The organism is Daejeonella sp., assembly GCF_030695525.1.
Lineage (GTDB): Bacteria > Bacteroidota > Bacteroidia > Sphingobacteriales > Sphingobacteriaceae > Daejeonella.
Map to the genome: position 1 here is coordinate 23680 of NZ_JAUYSS010000047.1, position 16589 is coordinate 40268.

The 16589-nt window shown below is 39.8% G+C and carries 15 protein-coding genes; 5 read left to right on the forward strand and 10 right to left on the reverse strand.

The window, feature by feature from the left end; translation table 11 throughout:
• Positions 1 to 18: 18 nt before the first annotated feature.
• The 5 genes from rimO to rpmB all read right to left on the reverse strand — a co-directional run bounded on the left by rimO (position 19) and on the right by rpmB (position 3120).
• A complete protein-coding gene (gene rimO / locus Q8S11_RS10280; protein WP_305662010.1) occupies positions 19 to 1353 on the reverse strand; it encodes a 30S ribosomal protein S12 methylthiotransferase RimO in 1335 nt (444 codons plus the stop codon).
• Between the two features lie 15 nt (positions 1354 to 1368).
• Positions 1369 to 2331 (reverse strand): signal recognition particle-docking protein FtsY, encoded by a 963-nt coding sequence (gene ftsY / locus Q8S11_RS10285; RefSeq protein WP_305662011.1) that lies wholly within the window; start codon positions 2329 to 2331, stop codon positions 1369 to 1371.
• 103 nt (positions 2332 to 2434) lie between these two features.
• Positions 2435 to 2602 (reverse strand): DUF4295 domain-containing protein, encoded by a 168-nt coding sequence (locus Q8S11_RS10290; RefSeq protein WP_305662012.1) that lies wholly within the window; start codon positions 2600 to 2602, stop codon positions 2435 to 2437.
• Positions 2603 to 2611: 9 nt separating this feature from the next.
• Positions 2612 to 2794: a 50S ribosomal protein L33 gene (gene rpmG, locus Q8S11_RS10295; protein WP_026896817.1), complete on the reverse strand. Its 183-nt coding sequence runs from the start codon at positions 2792 to 2794 to the stop codon at positions 2612 to 2614.
• Positions 2795 to 2886: 92 nt separating this feature from the next.
• Entirely contained in the window at positions 2887 to 3120 is a 234-nt protein-coding gene (rpmB, locus tag Q8S11_RS10300) for a 50S ribosomal protein L28 (RefSeq protein WP_305662013.1), read from the reverse strand.
• A gap of 226 nt (positions 3121 to 3346) precedes the next feature.
• Between rpmB and acs the strand changes: the two genes are divergently transcribed.
• From acs to Q8S11_RS10325, 5 genes are all read left to right on the forward strand, one after another.
• Positions 3347 to 5260 carry an acetate--CoA ligase gene (gene acs / locus Q8S11_RS10305; RefSeq protein ID WP_305662014.1) on the forward strand — a complete coding sequence of 638 codons (1914 nt, stop codon included), beginning with the start codon at positions 3347 to 3349 and terminating at the stop codon, positions 5258 to 5260.
• Between the two features lie 127 nt (positions 5261 to 5387).
• Positions 5388 to 5573 carry a CsbD family protein gene (locus tag Q8S11_RS10310; protein ID WP_305662015.1) on the forward strand — a complete coding sequence of 62 codons (186 nt, stop codon included), beginning with the start codon at positions 5388 to 5390 and terminating at the stop codon, positions 5571 to 5573.
• Between the two features lie 140 nt (positions 5574 to 5713).
• Positions 5714 to 6487 (forward strand): 5'/3'-nucleotidase SurE, encoded by a 774-nt coding sequence (surE, locus tag Q8S11_RS10315; protein WP_305662016.1) that lies wholly within the window; start codon positions 5714 to 5716, stop codon positions 6485 to 6487.
• 219 nt (positions 6488 to 6706) lie between these two features.
• Complete coding sequence (gene lpxB, locus Q8S11_RS10320; protein WP_305662017.1) at positions 6707 to 7816, forward strand: lipid-A-disaccharide synthase; 1110 nt, start codon at positions 6707 to 6709, stop codon at positions 7814 to 7816.
• 199 nt (positions 7817 to 8015) lie between these two features.
• Complete coding sequence (locus tag Q8S11_RS10325) at positions 8016 to 9698, forward strand: gliding motility-associated C-terminal domain-containing protein (protein WP_305662018.1); 1683 nt, start codon at positions 8016 to 8018, stop codon at positions 9696 to 9698.
• A 59-nt stretch (positions 9699 to 9757) separates the two neighbouring features.
• Here Q8S11_RS10325 and Q8S11_RS10330 read toward each other — a convergent pair whose 3' ends face one another.
• The 5 genes from Q8S11_RS10330 to Q8S11_RS10350 form a co-directional block, all read right to left on the reverse strand.
• Positions 9758 to 10258, reverse strand: coding sequence for a DUF2911 domain-containing protein (locus Q8S11_RS10330; protein WP_305662019.1), 501 nt, complete (start codon positions 10256 to 10258; stop codon positions 9758 to 9760).
• A 247-nt stretch (positions 10259 to 10505) separates the two neighbouring features.
• On the reverse strand, positions 10506 to 10943 hold the full coding sequence (locus tag Q8S11_RS10335) for a hypothetical protein (RefSeq protein WP_305662020.1): 438 nt from the start codon (positions 10941 to 10943) through the stop codon (positions 10506 to 10508).
• A 257-nt stretch (positions 10944 to 11200) separates the two neighbouring features.
• Positions 11201 to 12544, reverse strand: a complete 1344-nt coding sequence (locus tag Q8S11_RS10340) for a Gfo/Idh/MocA family protein (protein ID WP_305662021.1) — start codon at positions 12542 to 12544, stop codon at positions 11201 to 11203.
• Between the two features lie 257 nt (positions 12545 to 12801).
• Complete coding sequence (locus Q8S11_RS10345; protein ID WP_305662022.1) at positions 12802 to 13170, reverse strand: PleD family two-component system response regulator; 369 nt, start codon at positions 13168 to 13170, stop codon at positions 12802 to 12804.
• 10 nt (positions 13171 to 13180) lie between these two features.
• On the reverse strand, positions 13181 to 16402 hold the full coding sequence (locus tag Q8S11_RS10350) for a chemotaxis protein CheB (RefSeq protein WP_305662023.1): 3222 nt from the start codon (positions 16400 to 16402) through the stop codon (positions 13181 to 13183).
• Positions 16403 to 16589: the final 187 nt, after the last annotated feature.

Here is a 16589-nt window from a genome sequence, read left to right on the forward strand (position 1 = left end):
GAATTCCTCTTTGCTGATCTAAATTTTGACAATCTGACCATACAGATCGAAATCTTCGGCACGGTCGATCTTTACCTGAACAAAGCTTCCCGGAGTGGCATAGCTAATTCTGGTATCAATTAAAACCTCATTATCTACTTCAGGCGAATCATATTCGGTTCTTCCTGTTAAATAATTGCCCTCTTTTTTATCGATCAGCACCTTATAGGTTTGACCAACTTTATCCTGATTGATATCGAATGAAATTTCCTGCTGAATACCCATGATCGTTTCCACCCGTTCCTGTTTTACCTCTTCCGGAACATCATCAATAAGTTCATGGGCATGAGTTTTTTCTTCATGCGAATAGGTGAAACAACCTAAGCGGTCGAAGCGGGTTTCAGTAACCCATTCTTTCATTTCTTCAAAGTCTTTTTCCGTTTCGCCAGGATACCCACAGATCAGGGTTGTACGAAGCGCGATATCAGGCACTTTATCACGAATGGAATTCACAAGATCTATGGTTTTTTGCCTTGTAATTCCGCGACGCATTGAACTCAGCATCGAATCACTGATGTGCTGCAGTGGCATATCCAGGTAATTACAGATATTGGAACGCTCCTTCATCACCTCCAGGATATCCATCGGGAAACCTGAAGGATAGGCATATTGAAGTCTGATCCACTCAATTCCATCTACATCCGACAGGTTGCGGAGCAGATCAGCAAGATTTCGTTTGCTATAGAGGTCAAGACCGTAATAAGTCAGGTCCTGAGCAATTAAGATCAGTTCTTTGGTGCCATTTTTTGCGAGGAATTTGGCCTCCTTTACTAAATCCTCAATCGGTTTGGAAACATGTTTCCCTCTCATTAGCGGAATTGCACAAAAGGAGCAGGGCCTGTTGCATCCTTCGGCTATTTTAAAATAGGCAAAATGTGATGGGGTTGTCAGCAGTCGTTCTCCCAAAAGCTCATGCTTGTAATCGGCACCTACTGAACTCAGGAGTTTTTGAAGATCGTTGGTTCCGAAATAGGAGTCTACATTTTTGATTTCGGCTTCAAGCTCCGGTTTGTATCGCTCAGAAAGGCATCCGGTTACGATAAGTTTAGAAATTTTTCCCTGCTCTTTTAATTCGCTGTATTGCAGGATAGTATCTATTGATTCTTGTTTCGCATTATCAATAAAGCCGCAGGTATTGATCACGATGATGTCATCCTGTTGAAGCGTTTCTGATTCGTGAACAACATCCATCTGATTGCCTCTTAGCTGGCCCATCAAGACTTCAGAATCATGAATATTTTTCGAACAACCTAGTGTTATAACATTGACCCTTGGTTTTACAGGGGCTGGTTTTGTGCTGATTTTAGTCTTCATTATTTGCTTCTCTGATTATTTAAAAAGTGAGTCGACAAACTCTTTCTTATTAAATAATTGCAGATGATCTATCCCTTCACCCACACCGATGTATTTCACCGGAATTTTAAACTGATCAGATATCCCGATCACGACTCCGCCTTTTGCAGTGCCGTCTAATTTGGTAAGTGCTAATGCGTTTACCTCAGTTGCCTGCGTGAACTGTTTGCATTGTTCAATTGCATTTTGCCCGGTTGAGGCGTCGAGTACAAGAAGAATCTCATGTGGCGCTCCCGGAACAATTTTCTGCATCACCTGTTTGATTTTGGTTAGCTCGTTCATCAGAGCCACTTTATTATGCAGGCGGCCGGCGGTATCAATAATAGCCACATCGTCGCCATTGGCAACAGCTGATTGCAGCGTGTCAAACGCAACAGATGCGGGATCTGAACCCATTGGCTGAGCCACAATCCGTACATTTACCCGTTCTGCCCAGAGTTTCAACTGGTCAACTGCTGCAGCTCTGAATGTATCTGCTGCACCCAAAACCACCTGGTTCCCGGCTAATTTTAATTTATGTGCCAGCTTCCCGATAGTGGTTGTCTTGCCAACACCATTTACCCCAACAACCATGATGACATAAGGTTTATGATCACCATATTCGAAATTTCTGAAATCGTTACTGTTGTTTTCTGATAAAAGGCTTTGGATTTCAGAACGCAAAAGTTCGTTCAGTTCTGAAGTATTGATGTATTTATCGCGGGCCACACGGGCCTGGATGCGCTCAATAATCTTTAAGGTTGTTTGAACACCCACATCCGAATTGACCAGAATTTCTTCAAGTTCGTCGAGCACATCATCATCAACAGTTGATTTTCCGACTACAGCCTTGGTGATCTTTGAGAAGAGCCCTTCCTTAGTCTTCTCCAGGCTCTTGTCCAGTTCTACCTGTTCCTCTATGTTGCTTTCTTTCTTCTTGAAAAAATCAAATAATCCCATGTTGCCAAATTTAAGAAATCTGCCGGGGCGGATAACAATTATATAATGAAAAAAGCCACCCGACGATTATTCGCGGGCGGCTTCTATAAATACTATATGAAAATTACTTAACAGTATTAATTCCTGCAATAGCGTCTTTCACATGATCGTTATGAACGATAATTTCTTTGAAGGAGTAAGCACCGGTTTTTGGTGACTTATTCATTGTGATTACTTTTGAATATTCTTTACCAGCACCTGTTTTCAGGGTTGCAACTACTTTCTTTGCCATTTCTGTATGTTATTTAATTTCTTTATGAACAGTTACTTTTCTTAGAACAGGATTGAATTTCTTCAATTCCAAACGCTCTGTAGTGTTCTTCTTATTCTTGGTGGTAACGTAACGGGACATTCCAGCCATGCCTGTTTCCTTATGCTCGGTACATTCTAAAATAACCTGAACTCTGTTGCCTTTCTTAGCCATTGTATTAAGTTTTAAGTTTTAAGTTCTAAGTTTTAAGTTCTAAGTTTTGTGCGATATGCTAATAAAACTTATAACTTAATACTTATAACTTCTTATATGTATCCTTTTTTAATGAATTTGTTAATAACAGCAGTGATGCCATTTTTACTGATGGTTTTGATCGCTGAAGTTGAAACCTTCAAGGTAATCCATCTGTCTTCTTCTGGGATGTAAAACTTCTTTACATGCAGGTTAGGATAAAATTTACGTTTGGTTTTTACGTTTGAGTTAGAAACGTTGAAACCGTTCATCGCCATTTTTCCTGTTAAATCACAAATTCTCGACATGACTATTAAGTGTATCTATTAGTTAAATTCAAATCTTTAAAGAGTTTGCAAATATCGGGAGAAAAAATCAGATACGCAATACTTTATCAATAAATTTAGTCATTCCTTTTAAAAGTAGCCTTGCTTCATGTATTTATGTAATTTTTTTGCATCTATATTAGGCTAACAGGTCTGAATATGATATAATTGTACTCTGATATTTAATTTACTGAACAACAATAAAAAAATGAATCTTCGTATTAATTCCTTTGACGATTACAAGCGCGTTTATGACTACAGTGTCGCAGAACCAGAGAATTTCTGGGCTGAGGTGGCTGATACCTTTTACTGGCAGAAAAAATGGGACAGAGTTCTGGATTGGAACTTCACAGAACCCAATGTGAAATGGTTTAGTGGTGCGAAGTTAAATATAACGGAGAATTGCCTTGATCGTCATCTTGAGAATAGTGCAGATAAAATTGCAATGCTTTGGGAACCCAATGATCCTGAAGAGCATTACAGATCATTTACTTATAGAGAACTGCATTTTAAAGTAGTTCAGTTTGCCAATGCGCTGAAAAACAATGGCGCTAAGAAAGGTGACCGGATATGCATCTATATGCCGATGGTTCCTGAACTTGCAATTGCGATAATGGCATGTGCACGGATTGGTGCAATTCATTCAGTAGTATTCGGAGGTTTTTCTGCTCAGTCGATCGCAGATCGTATCAATGATGCCCAGTGTAATCTGGTCATCACTGCTGATGGTGGTTTCAGAGGTAATAAGGATATTCCACTTAAAAACATCATTGATGATGCTATTGTACAGTGTACATCAGTTCAGAGAATAATAGTTTTAACCCGTACCCGTACTCCGGTATCTATGATTAAAGGACGTGATGTATGGTGGGAAGATGAAATTAAAAAAGTAGAAACACAGGGTAATCCGGATTGTCCGGCCGAGCCAATGGACGCTGAAGATCCATTATTCATATTATATACCTCCGGTTCAACCGGCAAACCAAAGGGTGTTGTACATACCTGCGGTGGTTATATGGTTTATACCGGATACACATTCAGAACCGTATTCCAGTATCAGCCGGACGAAGTTCATTTCTGTACGGCAGATATAGGCTGGATTACCGGTCACTCTTATATCGTGTACGGACCATTATCACAAGGGGCAACAACCCTCATGTTTGAAGGTGTACCAACCTGGCCAGATGCAGGTCGTTTCTGGGAAATAGTAGATAAATACAAAGTTAATATTCTTTATACAGCTCCAACAGCGATCCGCTCACTGATGAGTTTCGGGGATGAACCATTAAAAGGGAAGGATCTGAGTTCGCTGACTAAGCTTGGTTCAGTTGGTGAACCAATCAATGAGGAAGCATGGCACTGGTATAATGATAAAATCGGAAAGGGAAAATGTCCGATTGTGGATACCTGGTGGCAAACCGAAAACAGCGGAATTATGATCTCACCAATCGCCGGCATCACCCCAACAAAGCCGGGATATGCTACACTGCCTTTACCAGGAGTTCAGCCTTGCCTTGTTGATGAGCAGGGTGTAGAATTAACAGGTAATGATGTGAGCGGAAACTTATGTATCAAGTTCCCATGGCCCGGAATTATCCGCACAACCTATGGAGATCATGAACGTTGCCGTCTGACTTATTTCTCAACGTATAAGAATATGTATTTTACCGGTGACGGCTGTTTGAGGGATGAGGACGGATACTATCGTATTACCGGCCGTGTGGATGATGTAATCAATGTATCCGGTCACCGTATTGGTACTGCAGAAGTTGAAAACGCAATTAATATGCACGCTGATGTGATTGAAAGTGCTGTTGTGGGTTATCCTCATGATATCAAAGGCCAGGGTATTTATGCCTATGTCATCCTTGGAACCTCTACACACGATCACGAACTAACCAGAAAGGATATACTTCAAACTGTGGCCCGTATCATCGGAGCGATAGCTAAACCTGATAAAGTTCAGTTTGTCTCAGGCCTGCCGAAAACAAGATCCGGAAAGATTATGCGCAGAATCCTGAGAAAAATCGCTGAAGGTGAAACTGCAAACCTGGGCGATACTTCAACCCTTCTTGATCCTTCTGTTGTGGAAGAAATCAAGAACGGTGCTGCTGATCTGTAAGTTTCCCCCTCTGGTTGGTGTTCTCACCATACCAGGTAGTTGGAAATAAGGTGGTTGGTGATAACACCAACCACAGGAAATTTGGCTCCATTTTTGTTTAATATGTTCATTACATAAACCCAAACCTATGGACAAGTTAGAATTAAAAGGAAAATGGACTGAGATGAAAGGTAAAGTCAAACAAGCATATGCTGATATGACTGATGATGATCTCAAATATGAAGAAGGTAAAGATGAAGAGCTTTACGGAAGGCTCCAGCAAAAAACAGGCAAGACACGTGAAGGCCTTATTGACTGGCTGAAAAGCTTATAATTTAAAGTCAAGCCCCTGAGTAATCAGGGGCTTTTTTTATTCCCCTCGCCTTTGGTTGGTGTTATCACCAACCAATTTTTTGGTATTGTAAGTAACCAGGCAAGCATCCAGGCACAGGAAAATTTCGTAATTTCGCTCCGATGAAAAAAACTAAACCCACCATATTGGTCGTAAATGACGACGGAATTACAGCTCCCGGTATAAAGGCCTTGATCGAAGTAATGCAAGGCATAGGAAATGTTGTGGTTGTTGCCCCTGATGGTCCACAATCAGGTACAGGTCATGCCATTACCATTGCCAAACCATTGCGTCTGGATAAAATTGAATTGTACGAAGGTGTTGAGATGTACAAATGCTCCGGAACTCCTGTTGATTGCGTTAAACTGGCGGTCAATAAAGTATTTAAAGGTAAAAAACCTGATCTCTGTGTTTCCGGAATTAACCATGGATTGAACAACTCAATCAATGTACTCTACTCCGGAACCATGTCGGCAGCCGTTGAAGGTGCAATTGAGAGTATTCCTTCCATCGGCTTTTCACTCGACGATTTTGACCATAATGCTGACTTCAGCCATTGTAAAACATATGTTGAGAAGATAACCCATCAGGTTTTGAAGCATGGATTGGGTTTAGGGACTTTACTGAACGTTAATTTCCCCCGGGGTTCGGCCATAAAAGGAATTAAAATATGCAGACAGGCCAATGCTAAATGGGCTGAAGAGTTTGATGAACGTACCGACCCAAACAGACGCAGTTATTACTGGTTGACCGGAGTGTTCCAAAATAATGATCATGGTGAAGATACCGATGTATGGGCACTTGATCAAGGCTTCGTCTCTGTTGTTCCGGTGCAATTCGATATGACTGCACATCATGCTATTCCGGTTCTGAATACCTGGGATTTGGGGGTGTGAGGGGTTAGATATGAGATATGAGATATGAGATATGAGAAATGAGATATGAGCTCTGAGGTATGAAGTCTGAGATCTGAGGTCTGAAGTCTGAGGTATGAGATGGGATCGATGCGATAAGAGAAAAGATCTCGACTCATAATTTATCCCCGAATCTTCATAATTGGCGACATTGATCATAAAATATTCTGTAGAATTTGTTTATTGAGTTTATACCCGTTCATGAAATATTACCTAATTGCCGGTGAAGCCTCGGGAGATCTGCATGGATCCAACCTGATGAAGGCCCTTAAACTCGAAGATCCCGAAGCTGAATTCAGGTATTTTGGCGGCGATCTGATGATGGCTGTATCTCCCGGATTAGCCATGCACTATTCAGAAATGGCATTTATGGGCTTCGTTGAAGTGATTGCCAACTTGAATACCATCTTCAAAAACATTAAAACCGCAAAGCAGGATATTCTCAGTTTTCAGCCTGATGTGGTCATTTTGATCGACTTTCCCGGCTTTAATATGAAGATTGCCGAATTTGCGAAGAACAATGGTATCAAAGTTTTTTATTACATCTCTCCCAAAGTATGGGCATGGAATCAGAAGCGGGTGTTGAAGATTAAGAAATTTGTCGACCACATGTTCTGTATCCTGCCATTTGAGGTAGACTTCTATAAAAAATGGGGAATGGATGTCGATTATGTCGGAAACCCCATTTTGGATGCAATAGCCTCTAATCCTCCGGACGAGTTATTTAAGATTACTAACAATCTAGACGTCAGACCCATTATTGCCCTTCTTCCGGGGAGCAGAAAGCAGGAACTCGAAAGGGTCTTGCCCCAAATGGTCAGAACTGCAGATCGCTTTCCAAATTATCAGTTTGTAATAGCCGGTGCTCCTTCGTTTGATGAAGCAGATTATTCTGGGTATCTGGAGGGCAGAAAAATCGCAGTCATTTTTAATGAAACCTATAATCTCTTGCTTAATTCTAAGGCAGCTATCGTTACTTCGGGTACTGCAACTCTGGAAACGGCTCTCCTGAAAATCCCGCAGGTGGTTGTTTATAAAGGTAATCCGCTATCGATTGCAATCGCTCGTATGCTGGTTAAGATTAAATACATTTCCCTGGTCAATCTGGTTATGGATCAGACTATTGTAAAGGAACTGATTCAGGAAGAATGTACCCCCCAGAGAATCGGTGATGAACTCGACCTGATCCTTTATGATCCGATATATCGAACAGAAATGCTGATCAACTATGATGAACTTGCGATTCGTATGGGCGAGCCAGGAGCATCAGGCAGAGCTGCTGCACTCATCTTTGGCTATCTGAATACCTGATCAATCCTTAATCTTTCTTCTGTTTCTGTTCCCGCAAAAAAAATGTTTCCGGAGCACAACCAAATTCCTCTTTTATCAGTATGTATTATACGGATAATTAGATAGTAAAGGATAAAAGAAATATTCTTAAATTAAATATTTATTATTTATTTCCGGTGATTACCGGCAATATTTCGTTTGTGTTTTTTTAATAATTTTTATGTTTCGGAGGCTACTGTTGCTTTTCTTAATGTGCTTTGCTGCAGGTCGCGGGAATGCGCAGTTAGTTACAGAATGTCCGCGGAACATCGGTTTTGAGAACGGTAGTTTTGAAAACTGGCAATGTTATATTGGTGAAATTTCAGGAACCGGCGAACGATTTCCTGATGCTGTCAGGCCTCCGAGAGTCTTCATGAACTTTTCCGGACCGATTCCCGGGCAGCATACTATCATAGGAAGAGGTACCGGGCAAGATGCTTTTGGAGATTTTTCTCTTGACGCTCCAAACGGCAGTAATTATGTGGTGCAATTGGGAAATGACCTGACTGGAAGGGGAGTAGACAGGATTAGTTATACGATCAATGTTCCATCGAATGTAGAATCTTATTCAATTATATTCAGCTATGCGGTGGTATTTCAGAACCCCGGCCACGACCCCGACGAACAGCCTAAATTTACAGCCCGGGTTTTTGACCCCATGTCGGATAGTTCAACTGACTGTGGATCCTTTGAATTTGTATCACAAGGTGGCTTGCCCGGATTTAGAGTTTCAGATCGTGATTCGAGGGTTCTGTATAAAGATTGGGCATCGGTACTCGTCAATTTGTCGAGCTATCTTGGGAAAACTATTCGACTGGAGTTTACCACCTTTGATTGCTCCCGGGGCGGACATTTCGGTTATGCTTACATCGATTTTAATGAGAATTGTTCCATCCCGGTTACGGGTAATATAACCTGTCCGGAAACCAATTCAATTACTCTTAAAGCACTTCCAGGCTTTTTTGGCTACCGTTGGTTTAATGCAGATACCAGGGAAGATCTTGGTCAGAGCGATAATCTGGTGATCTCGCCTGTACCTGCTGTAGGTACAAAAATTGGTATTGAGCTTGTTCCATATCCCGGACTGGGATGTACTCAGACTCTATACACAGTAATAAATGGAATGGACATGAATATCCATGATCCTGTTCCGAGATGTATCAGTGTTGACCTTACTGATATTTCATTGAAGGTTGGTAATAGTTCCGACCTGACTTACACTTATTGGAGGAACAGCCAGGCAAGTATACCATTGCCTAATCCCAATAGAGTTTCTGTGTCTGGAGTGTATTATGTCAAAGGGATGAGTTCTTCGGGATGTATCAGGATCAGGCCCACCCTGGTGACTATCGTACAGGTGCCCAGGGTTACTTTAAACCGGGTATTGCAGGCAGATTATCCCGAGACTGTAGACCTGACGACCGCTTACACACCCGCGCCCGACCTTAGTTACAGCTATTGGATGGATAGTGAAACTACAATTCCAATTCGTAATCCCGAAAGAATTTTTAAAAGCGGGATCTATTATATTAAAACCAGCAGCAATGGGGGCTGTGTCAGTGTCACACCTGCTCCAGTTGAGATATTCGTCCCCGAAATGGCAATCCCCAATATTTTTTCACCCAATGGAGATAGGGTTAATGATGAACTAACTGTATTACTCAATAAAGAAATAAAAGTTAAAAGTTTCAGAATTTTTAACCGCTGGGGGGATGTGGTATTTACTACTCCTGATATCGAAGAGTACTGGACCGGAATAAAGGATAGTGTACAGGTTCCTACAGGAGTTTATTACTGGATATTCGAAGGCATCCGAAATTCACAGCCGTATACACGATCCGGATATGTTACTCTGGTAAGGTAAAAGAATCCCCTTTTTCTGAGTCTGAAAATCATTGCACAGGAAAAGGGGATTCTTTTAAATTATTTTACGTTGAAATTGATCTGGTGGTCGCCCCAGGCCAAAGAAACAAGTCCTGATTTTGCAATCGTAAAGGTCATACGCTCAGTAAAACTTTTGGATTTAACAGGTTTTACAGTAAAACGCAGTGCATCTTTTGCCTGATCGTATTCTGTACCCGACTGGTTCCATGATTTGTTAATCATAACTGTCCATTGGTTTTCTCCCGGAATAGTGTACAGACTGTATTTTCCTGCCGGAAGTGATTTACCTTCAACTTTTACAGCTTTGCTTACTTCAAAAACTGTAGCCTCATTGGCACCGGTCCGCCAAACTTTACCATAGGGAGCTATTTCTTTACCAATTGTACGGCCTTTTACTCCTGGCTGACTGTAATCAATGCTGATTTTTACACCTGCACTCGTAGTTTCTGAAACTTTAGCCGGTGGGCTTGGCCTTTGTGCGCATGCAGTGAATCCGCTGAAAAGACCTGTCATTAATAGTAGAACAAATATTTTTTTCATGTTTAAGGGTTTTTAACAAATATAGATAAGGTAGCTTGTAATAATGAATTTGAATAATATTATTACAAGAATTACTAACTGAGCTAGGATTTATAGGATTATAAGATTAGAGGATTAAAGAGTGCTCAATTAACTGTGTAATTATATAAATGACTACCAAAGAGGTATTTAGACCGATTCTGACGGAAGATGTTTAAACTTATTAATCCATCATCCTATCATCCTATAATCCTACCATCCTATAATCCTAATATTTAATTTCAGTTAATATGATTTTTATATCCGTGCTGCCAATATTCTCTACATAATGTTTTGCTCCCTGGCCAGCCCATGATGCAGTTCCTGTTTTAACCTCCGAAATTTTTGGTTCGCCATTTTCAGAATAAACCTTGACTTTTCCACCCGAAACAACATAAGAGGATCTTGGAGGATGTGTATGCCAAACATCCTTTTCTCCGGGCTTTACGGAATATTCTACCATTCTTACGTGTTCATTTTCCAGGAGCACTCTGGCCTGATTTGGAGAGGTTTGTACGATGTCAATGTTAAGGCTGCCGGATAGTTTTTGAGTTGAGTCGAGCGTGTCTTTTAATTTGCTCTCCATTTTACTGGACTCAGTTTTATTTTCTTGATTACAAGCGGATAAGATAGTTCCTAACAGCATTAAGAGAATTAGTTTCTTCATTGTATTTAATTTTATTTTTAAGGTAATTTATTTATGTCTTTGTTAAACTAATATGAGTTCGATATATAAATATCTAAAGATCAATATCTAACCACATAGATTGAATATATTATGCTTTAAAGGAAACATAGATTGAAGCGTAGCTTCAAGGCTATCTGTGTCTGAAATGAAGGTTGGCGGCCATAAAATGCTATGTTTCTATGTGGTTTTTAATTATTATGTCGAGTTCACGTTAATCTATTTAATGTATTGTTCAATTACACCTTTGGAACCTGCCAGCCATTATAATAGTTTGCTTTCATCAATTGGTTGGCATCAGCATCAGTAAATTCCTTTTTTGAATCATTCCAATATACCTTTTTGCCTGTTTTATAGGCAATATTACCCATTTGGGCATTGATTGCAGCTATACTTCCGGTTTCGATTCCACATGTTAAGCGTGTGGTGTCATTAGTTGTAATGGCGTCTATAAAATTAATTGCATGCGCTTCATGTGCATTCCTTTCAGGCTTGCGGTGCGCTACTTCTTCTACTTTGGGAACACGTTTGCCATCTTTATTTTCGGTTTCCGGAATTACTTTCCATCCGCCCCTGTTTACTACCAGGGTGGCATTGTTTCCGATGAAAGCAATACCTTCGGTAGAACCATAATTGCCACCATCTATGCCCGTGGCATGTTCCCAGAGCATGTTGAATCCATCATACTCATAAACTGTTTGCAGGGTATCGGGTGTTTCAGAAGCATCATCCGGATAAGCAAATTTTCCACCCGAAGCCATGACTGATTTCGGGGCTTTGACACCCATTGCAAATAAGGCAATATCGATTTCATGAACACCCCAGTCGGTCATTAATCCTCCGGCATAATCCCAAAACCATCTGAAATTGAAGTGAAAGCGGTTCTGATTAAAGTCGCGTTTGGGTGCCGGACCTAACCACATGGTATAGTCAACTCCTGCGGGCACTGGACCGTTGGATAATTTAGGGACCGGTTTCATCCAACCCTGATAGGCCCAGCATTTAACCAGCCTGATCTGTCCCAGTTTACCTGATTTAACATAGTCAATGGCCTCGGCATATTGAGATCCGGAACGCTGCCATTGTCCAACCTGAACAATTTTGCCATATCGCTGCTGCGCTTTCACCATAATCTGACATTCTTCAATGGTATTGGCTATCGGTTTTTCAACATATACATGTTTGCCTGCCGAAACAGCGTCGACCATGTTGAGGCAATGCCAGTGGTCGGGAGTGCCGATAATGACCACATCAATTCCGGGGTCTTCCAGTAATTTGCGATAATCCCTGTACTGTTTGGGCCGCTTGCCACGTAACTTAAATACATCTTCTGTACGCTGGTCAAGCACACTTTGATCTACATCGGCAAGTGCAATGCAATTCACCCGTGGAATTTTGAGATGTGCATTCATGTTCGACCAGCCCATACCTTTACAGCCAATAAGCCCGAAATTGATCTGATCGGAGGCTTTAATTGTTCGGGTAAAGAGGCCAAAATCTGAAGCACTCAGGATTTGTGGCATGCTGATTCCGGCACCAAGTAGCATGGTATTTTGAAGGAATTTTCTTCTGGAATTATACATAGCTGTTGTTGTTTGCTTTCAGGTAATATGTTTTTTTTTTTGAAAAATGCAGGCTTGATCCCTAATGTGAAAATTTCGAACACATTCGACCACCTTCGGGGTCGAATTATTGGGAATCTCCATCACTATAAACATCCGACCGCCTTCGGGGTCGATGAGCAAATCCTTTTTACCGGAAACAGTATTTCTCTAATCATCTGATGATTAAAGCTATAAAAAAGAGATAAGAAATTTACTGTTTGTGAATAAATTATGGGTTAATTAGCTTTCAAATGCTTTTTAACTTTATTGAGTAAAGCTTCAATATCAAAAGGTTTTGCCAGATAATCATTTGGGGCACCCGGTAGATCAAGGGATTGTTCCAGATCGTATGTGCCGGAGACAATGATGACAGGTAAATGATTGTACTGAATATTTTTTTTAATTTCCTGGCATATGGCCATGCCATCTGTAAGCCCAAGCATAATATCCATTAAAAGTAAGTCAGGTTGGAATTCATTTATTACCTCAAATATCCGGTTACCATGGTTTTGGCATTTTATTTCATATCCAGAGTCGGTTAAAATCAAGGAAATGATTTCCAGAGTATCCTTGTTGTCATCCACGATTAGAATCTTCTCCTTCATAAATATTTATTCATTGCAATACTTCAATACTGCTATTGATATTAGGTTCCTGGTTTTCAGTTTCAGCTTTGATATGTATCAAAAATTCAGAACCGACATCGGGCTCACTTTCAACAATAATTTCTCCTCCTGCAGCATTTATTATTTTTTTTGCGAGATACAAACCAATTCCCTGGCCTTCAATATCTTGTTTTAATCGGCCATACATACTGAAAATTTTGTCTATACCAGCTTTAGGAATTCCCTGCCCATTATCTTTTACAGATATAATGATCTTATCAGCTTCTTTCCTGGTAAGAATTGTAATTAAAGGTGCTTCTTCACGCCTGAATTTTATAGCATTTGAAATCAGGTTAAACAGGATACTTCTCAGGTTCTTTTTGGAAAATGGTATTTTCCTGACACCGAGTTTTTTTTTAAATATTGCGCCGGATGCTTTGATCTTATCTTCTAAACTCCATTCTACATTTTCGATAATCTCGGCAAGATCCACTATCTCCCTCGTGTTCATGTCATTTTCTATCTTAGCAATGGTAGCTATATCAGTAATTAATTCCCTGAATTTCTTCACAGAATTATTGATGATATCCAAAAAATTATGCAGTTTGGCATCCGACAGGGGTATTTTGTTCATGATATCAATACTGCTTTCAATATTACACAAGGGTGCTAAAAGATCATGGGATGCAGCATGAATAAAATGATCCAGGTCGCTGTTAATTCTGATCAGGGTTTTATTCTTTATATCAATTTCAGCTTGTGTTTTTTTGAGTTCAGTGATATCATTGAAAGTAATGATTGCGCCATTGTTTCTGTTATTGGCTTGCTCAAAATAAGGCATAGTCATAATTTGATACCATTTGCCATTCAGGGTTTCAACTTCTTTCGTAAGGATCGTTCCTTTCTGTAAAACCTGCTTCACATCGTCGGTAATAGTTTCAAACTTGATGTTGGTAGAAATATTACTAAGCGGCCTGCCGATATCTGACTCGAGTAAGTTAATTTGCTTTACAGTACCGGGCGAAAATTTCATTAACTCAAGATCATTGTTAACGAATAGCTGACCATTAATATTACTCCGGAAATAGTTGTTCAGGTCATCGTTAATTTCAAGTAATTCTTTATTTTTTAACTGATAATCTGAGTTAATGGTATGTAATTCTTCATTCACCGATTGCATCTCTTCATTGGTGCTTTGCATTTCTTCATTGGCAGAAATCAACTCCTCATTAAAGGATTGCATATTTTCATTTGACGCATCCAGCCTTTCGTATAAAGTATGCAGTTGGTCCTTTAATTCCTTCAGCTCATCTTCCAGACTTCTGGTATATTGGTCGAGATAAATGCTCTCATCAAAAACAGGATTCACTTTTGTATCGGCCGTTTGATCCTTGCTGAAAACAACCAGAAAGAATTTTTGTTTATTATTAAGCTTTAGTGGACTAACAGAAAGGTTAACATTAATTACTTCCTGTTCTTTTTTTATCCTGATACCATTGACTTCTGCTTTTTTATCCTCTTTTAAGGCCTTGGTAAACAATATTTTATAGGCGATTGCAAGAGGTTTGGGTAAAAGCACAGGCAGGTTTGATGTAAAATGTTTTTGAAGCAAATAAGTTGAAGTATCCCCATATGAACTTTGCACCTGATTGTTTTCATCAATGCATATAGCCAGATAATCCCGATCATTTGCCAGATTGGTATGCATCGCTTCACACATAGCTGAATTTGTGCTCTTTTCAATATCTTCTGCTACATAAGGGGAAGGGCTGGTACGTTTGTTATCCAATAGATCAGGCAGGGAAAAGGCCTCGAAATTAATTCCCCGTTTCACTTTCAGATTTTTATATATTTTCCATTTTTTATGAACTACCTCCAGATTTTTTATAATGGGAATTGGGTTTTCACTGGAACCTAAAAATAAATAACCATCCTTTTTAAGTCCGAAAAGAAGCATGGTTAAAATTTTCTTTTGCAGGATCGGAGTCATGTAGATGAGCAGGTTGCGACAACTGATAAAATGCATATTGCAATAAGGAGGATTTTTAACCAGATCATGCTGCGCAAAAATGACCTTCTTTCGGATACGCGGGATGATTCTGAATTTATCACCCTCCTTACTGAAATATTTCTCTATTCTTTCAGCAGATACATCCTTAGTGATACTGTCATTATATATTCCTTTTCCTGCATAAAGCAGGGCCGCGCTATCAATATCAGTTGCAAATATTTTGACTACCGTATCTTCATATTTACCTGTAAGAAGTTCCTCAACTAAAATAGCCATGGAATAAACTTCTTCTCCGGTTGCACAACCGGCGACCCAAATCTTTAATTCTTCATCTGGAGGAAGATTTTTTAGGATTTCCGGAAGTACTATCTTCTGAATAAAGTCAAAAGCTTCCCTGTCCCTAAAGAAGGCAGTCACACTGATCAGAAATTCTTTAGTTAGCGATTCCACTTCCTCGGGTGATCCCTTTAGGAATTTGAGATAGCTACCTAAGCTAGTAAAATTGCCATAGCTTGCTCTTCTTTTGGTCCTTCTGAGTATGGTTGTTTGTTTATAGTCAGTAAAATCAAGAGGGGAAGTTTCTTTAATCAGCTCGATAATTGCATTTAAATTTTTCTCGTCTTCTTGACTATCTGTTAACTGATCAGCAGTATTTTTTACATAATCCTCTATTGCAGCAGGCATAAGGGCTGGATCCAGAATGAAATCTACCAATCCGGTTGAAATGGCACTGGAAGGCATGCTGCTAAATTCAGAATTTGCGGGGCTGCGGGCAATGACCATACCTCCGGCTTTTTTAATGGATTTTATACCATCAGTCCCATCACTTCCTAATCCTGAAAGAATAACTCCTATGGCTTTTTTACCACAGTCTGCAGCTAGTGAATTAAAAAAAGTATTGATTGTTAAATGAGGACCTTTTATATTTTCCTTTTCGCTCATTGCTAAAATACCATTCTGGATGGTCATGAACTTATCATGCGGAATTAAATAGACTTCATTTCGAATAACAGTCATGCCATGCTCGGCTTCTTTTACTACAAGCTTGCTATGTCTTGATAATAATTCAACCATCCGGCTTTTAAAATCGCGAGACAAGTGCTGGATGATAACATAAGCTACACCGTCTAAAGGTGTGTGGTCAAAGAATAAATTGATCTCTTCCATCCCGCCAGCAGATGCACCAATGGCAATAATGTGATGAGGGATAGTCGAACTCATAAGGCAGGAAATTATTAAATAATGTGATAGAACCCTAGTGAAATACGCAAAATGTCATAAACTACCAAATGGTAAAAATTGAGAGAGACGTTAGGGTTTAGAGTATCCTGTACCAGTAAACAGAATATTAATTAAAAATAAGAATTTTATTGCATATATGCAAGTTTGAATTCAGTGTATTTTAGAT

Bases quoted from the DNA above. Each gene is read 5' to 3' on its own strand.
- rimO (WP_305662010.1), bottom strand. From the start codon at position 1,353: ATGAAGACTAAAATCAGCACAAAACCAGCCCCTGTAAAACCAAGGGTC.
- ftsY (WP_305662011.1), bottom strand. From the start codon at position 2,331: ATGGGATTATTTGATTTTTTCAAGAAGAAAGAAAGCAACATAGAGGAA.
- Q8S11_RS10290 (WP_305662012.1), bottom strand. From the start codon at position 2,602: ATGGCAAAGAAAGTAGTTGCAACCCTGAAAACAGGTGCTGGTAAAGAA.
- rpmG (WP_026896817.1), bottom strand. From the start codon at position 2,794: ATGGCTAAGAAAGGCAACAGAGTTCAGGTTATTTTAGAATGTACCGAG.
- rpmB (WP_305662013.1), bottom strand. From the start codon at position 3,120: ATGTCGAGAATTTGTGATTTAACAGGAAAAATGGCGATGAACGGTTTC.
- acs (WP_305662014.1), top strand. From the start codon at position 3,347: ATGAATCTTCGTATTAATTCCTTTGACGATTACAAGCGCGTTTATGAC.
- Q8S11_RS10310 (WP_305662015.1), top strand. From the start codon at position 5,388: ATGGACAAGTTAGAATTAAAAGGAAAATGGACTGAGATGAAAGGTAAA.
- surE (WP_305662016.1), top strand. From the start codon at position 5,714: ATGAAAAAAACTAAACCCACCATATTGGTCGTAAATGACGACGGAATT.
- lpxB (WP_305662017.1), top strand. From the start codon at position 6,707: ATGAAATATTACCTAATTGCCGGTGAAGCCTCGGGAGATCTGCATGGA.
- Q8S11_RS10325 (WP_305662018.1), top strand. From the start codon at position 8,016: ATGTTTCGGAGGCTACTGTTGCTTTTCTTAATGTGCTTTGCTGCAGGT.
- Q8S11_RS10330 (WP_305662019.1), bottom strand. From the start codon at position 10,258: ATGAAAAAAATATTTGTTCTACTATTAATGACAGGTCTTTTCAGCGGA.
- Q8S11_RS10335 (WP_305662020.1), bottom strand. From the start codon at position 10,943: ATGAAGAAACTAATTCTCTTAATGCTGTTAGGAACTATCTTATCCGCT.
- Q8S11_RS10340 (WP_305662021.1), bottom strand. From the start codon at position 12,544: ATGTATAATTCCAGAAGAAAATTCCTTCAAAATACCATGCTACTTGGT.
- Q8S11_RS10345 (WP_305662022.1), bottom strand. From the start codon at position 13,170: ATGAAGGAGAAGATTCTAATCGTGGATGACAACAAGGATACTCTGGAA.
- Q8S11_RS10350 (WP_305662023.1), bottom strand. From the start codon at position 16,402: ATGAGTTCGACTATCCCTCATCACATTATTGCCATTGGTGCATCTGCT.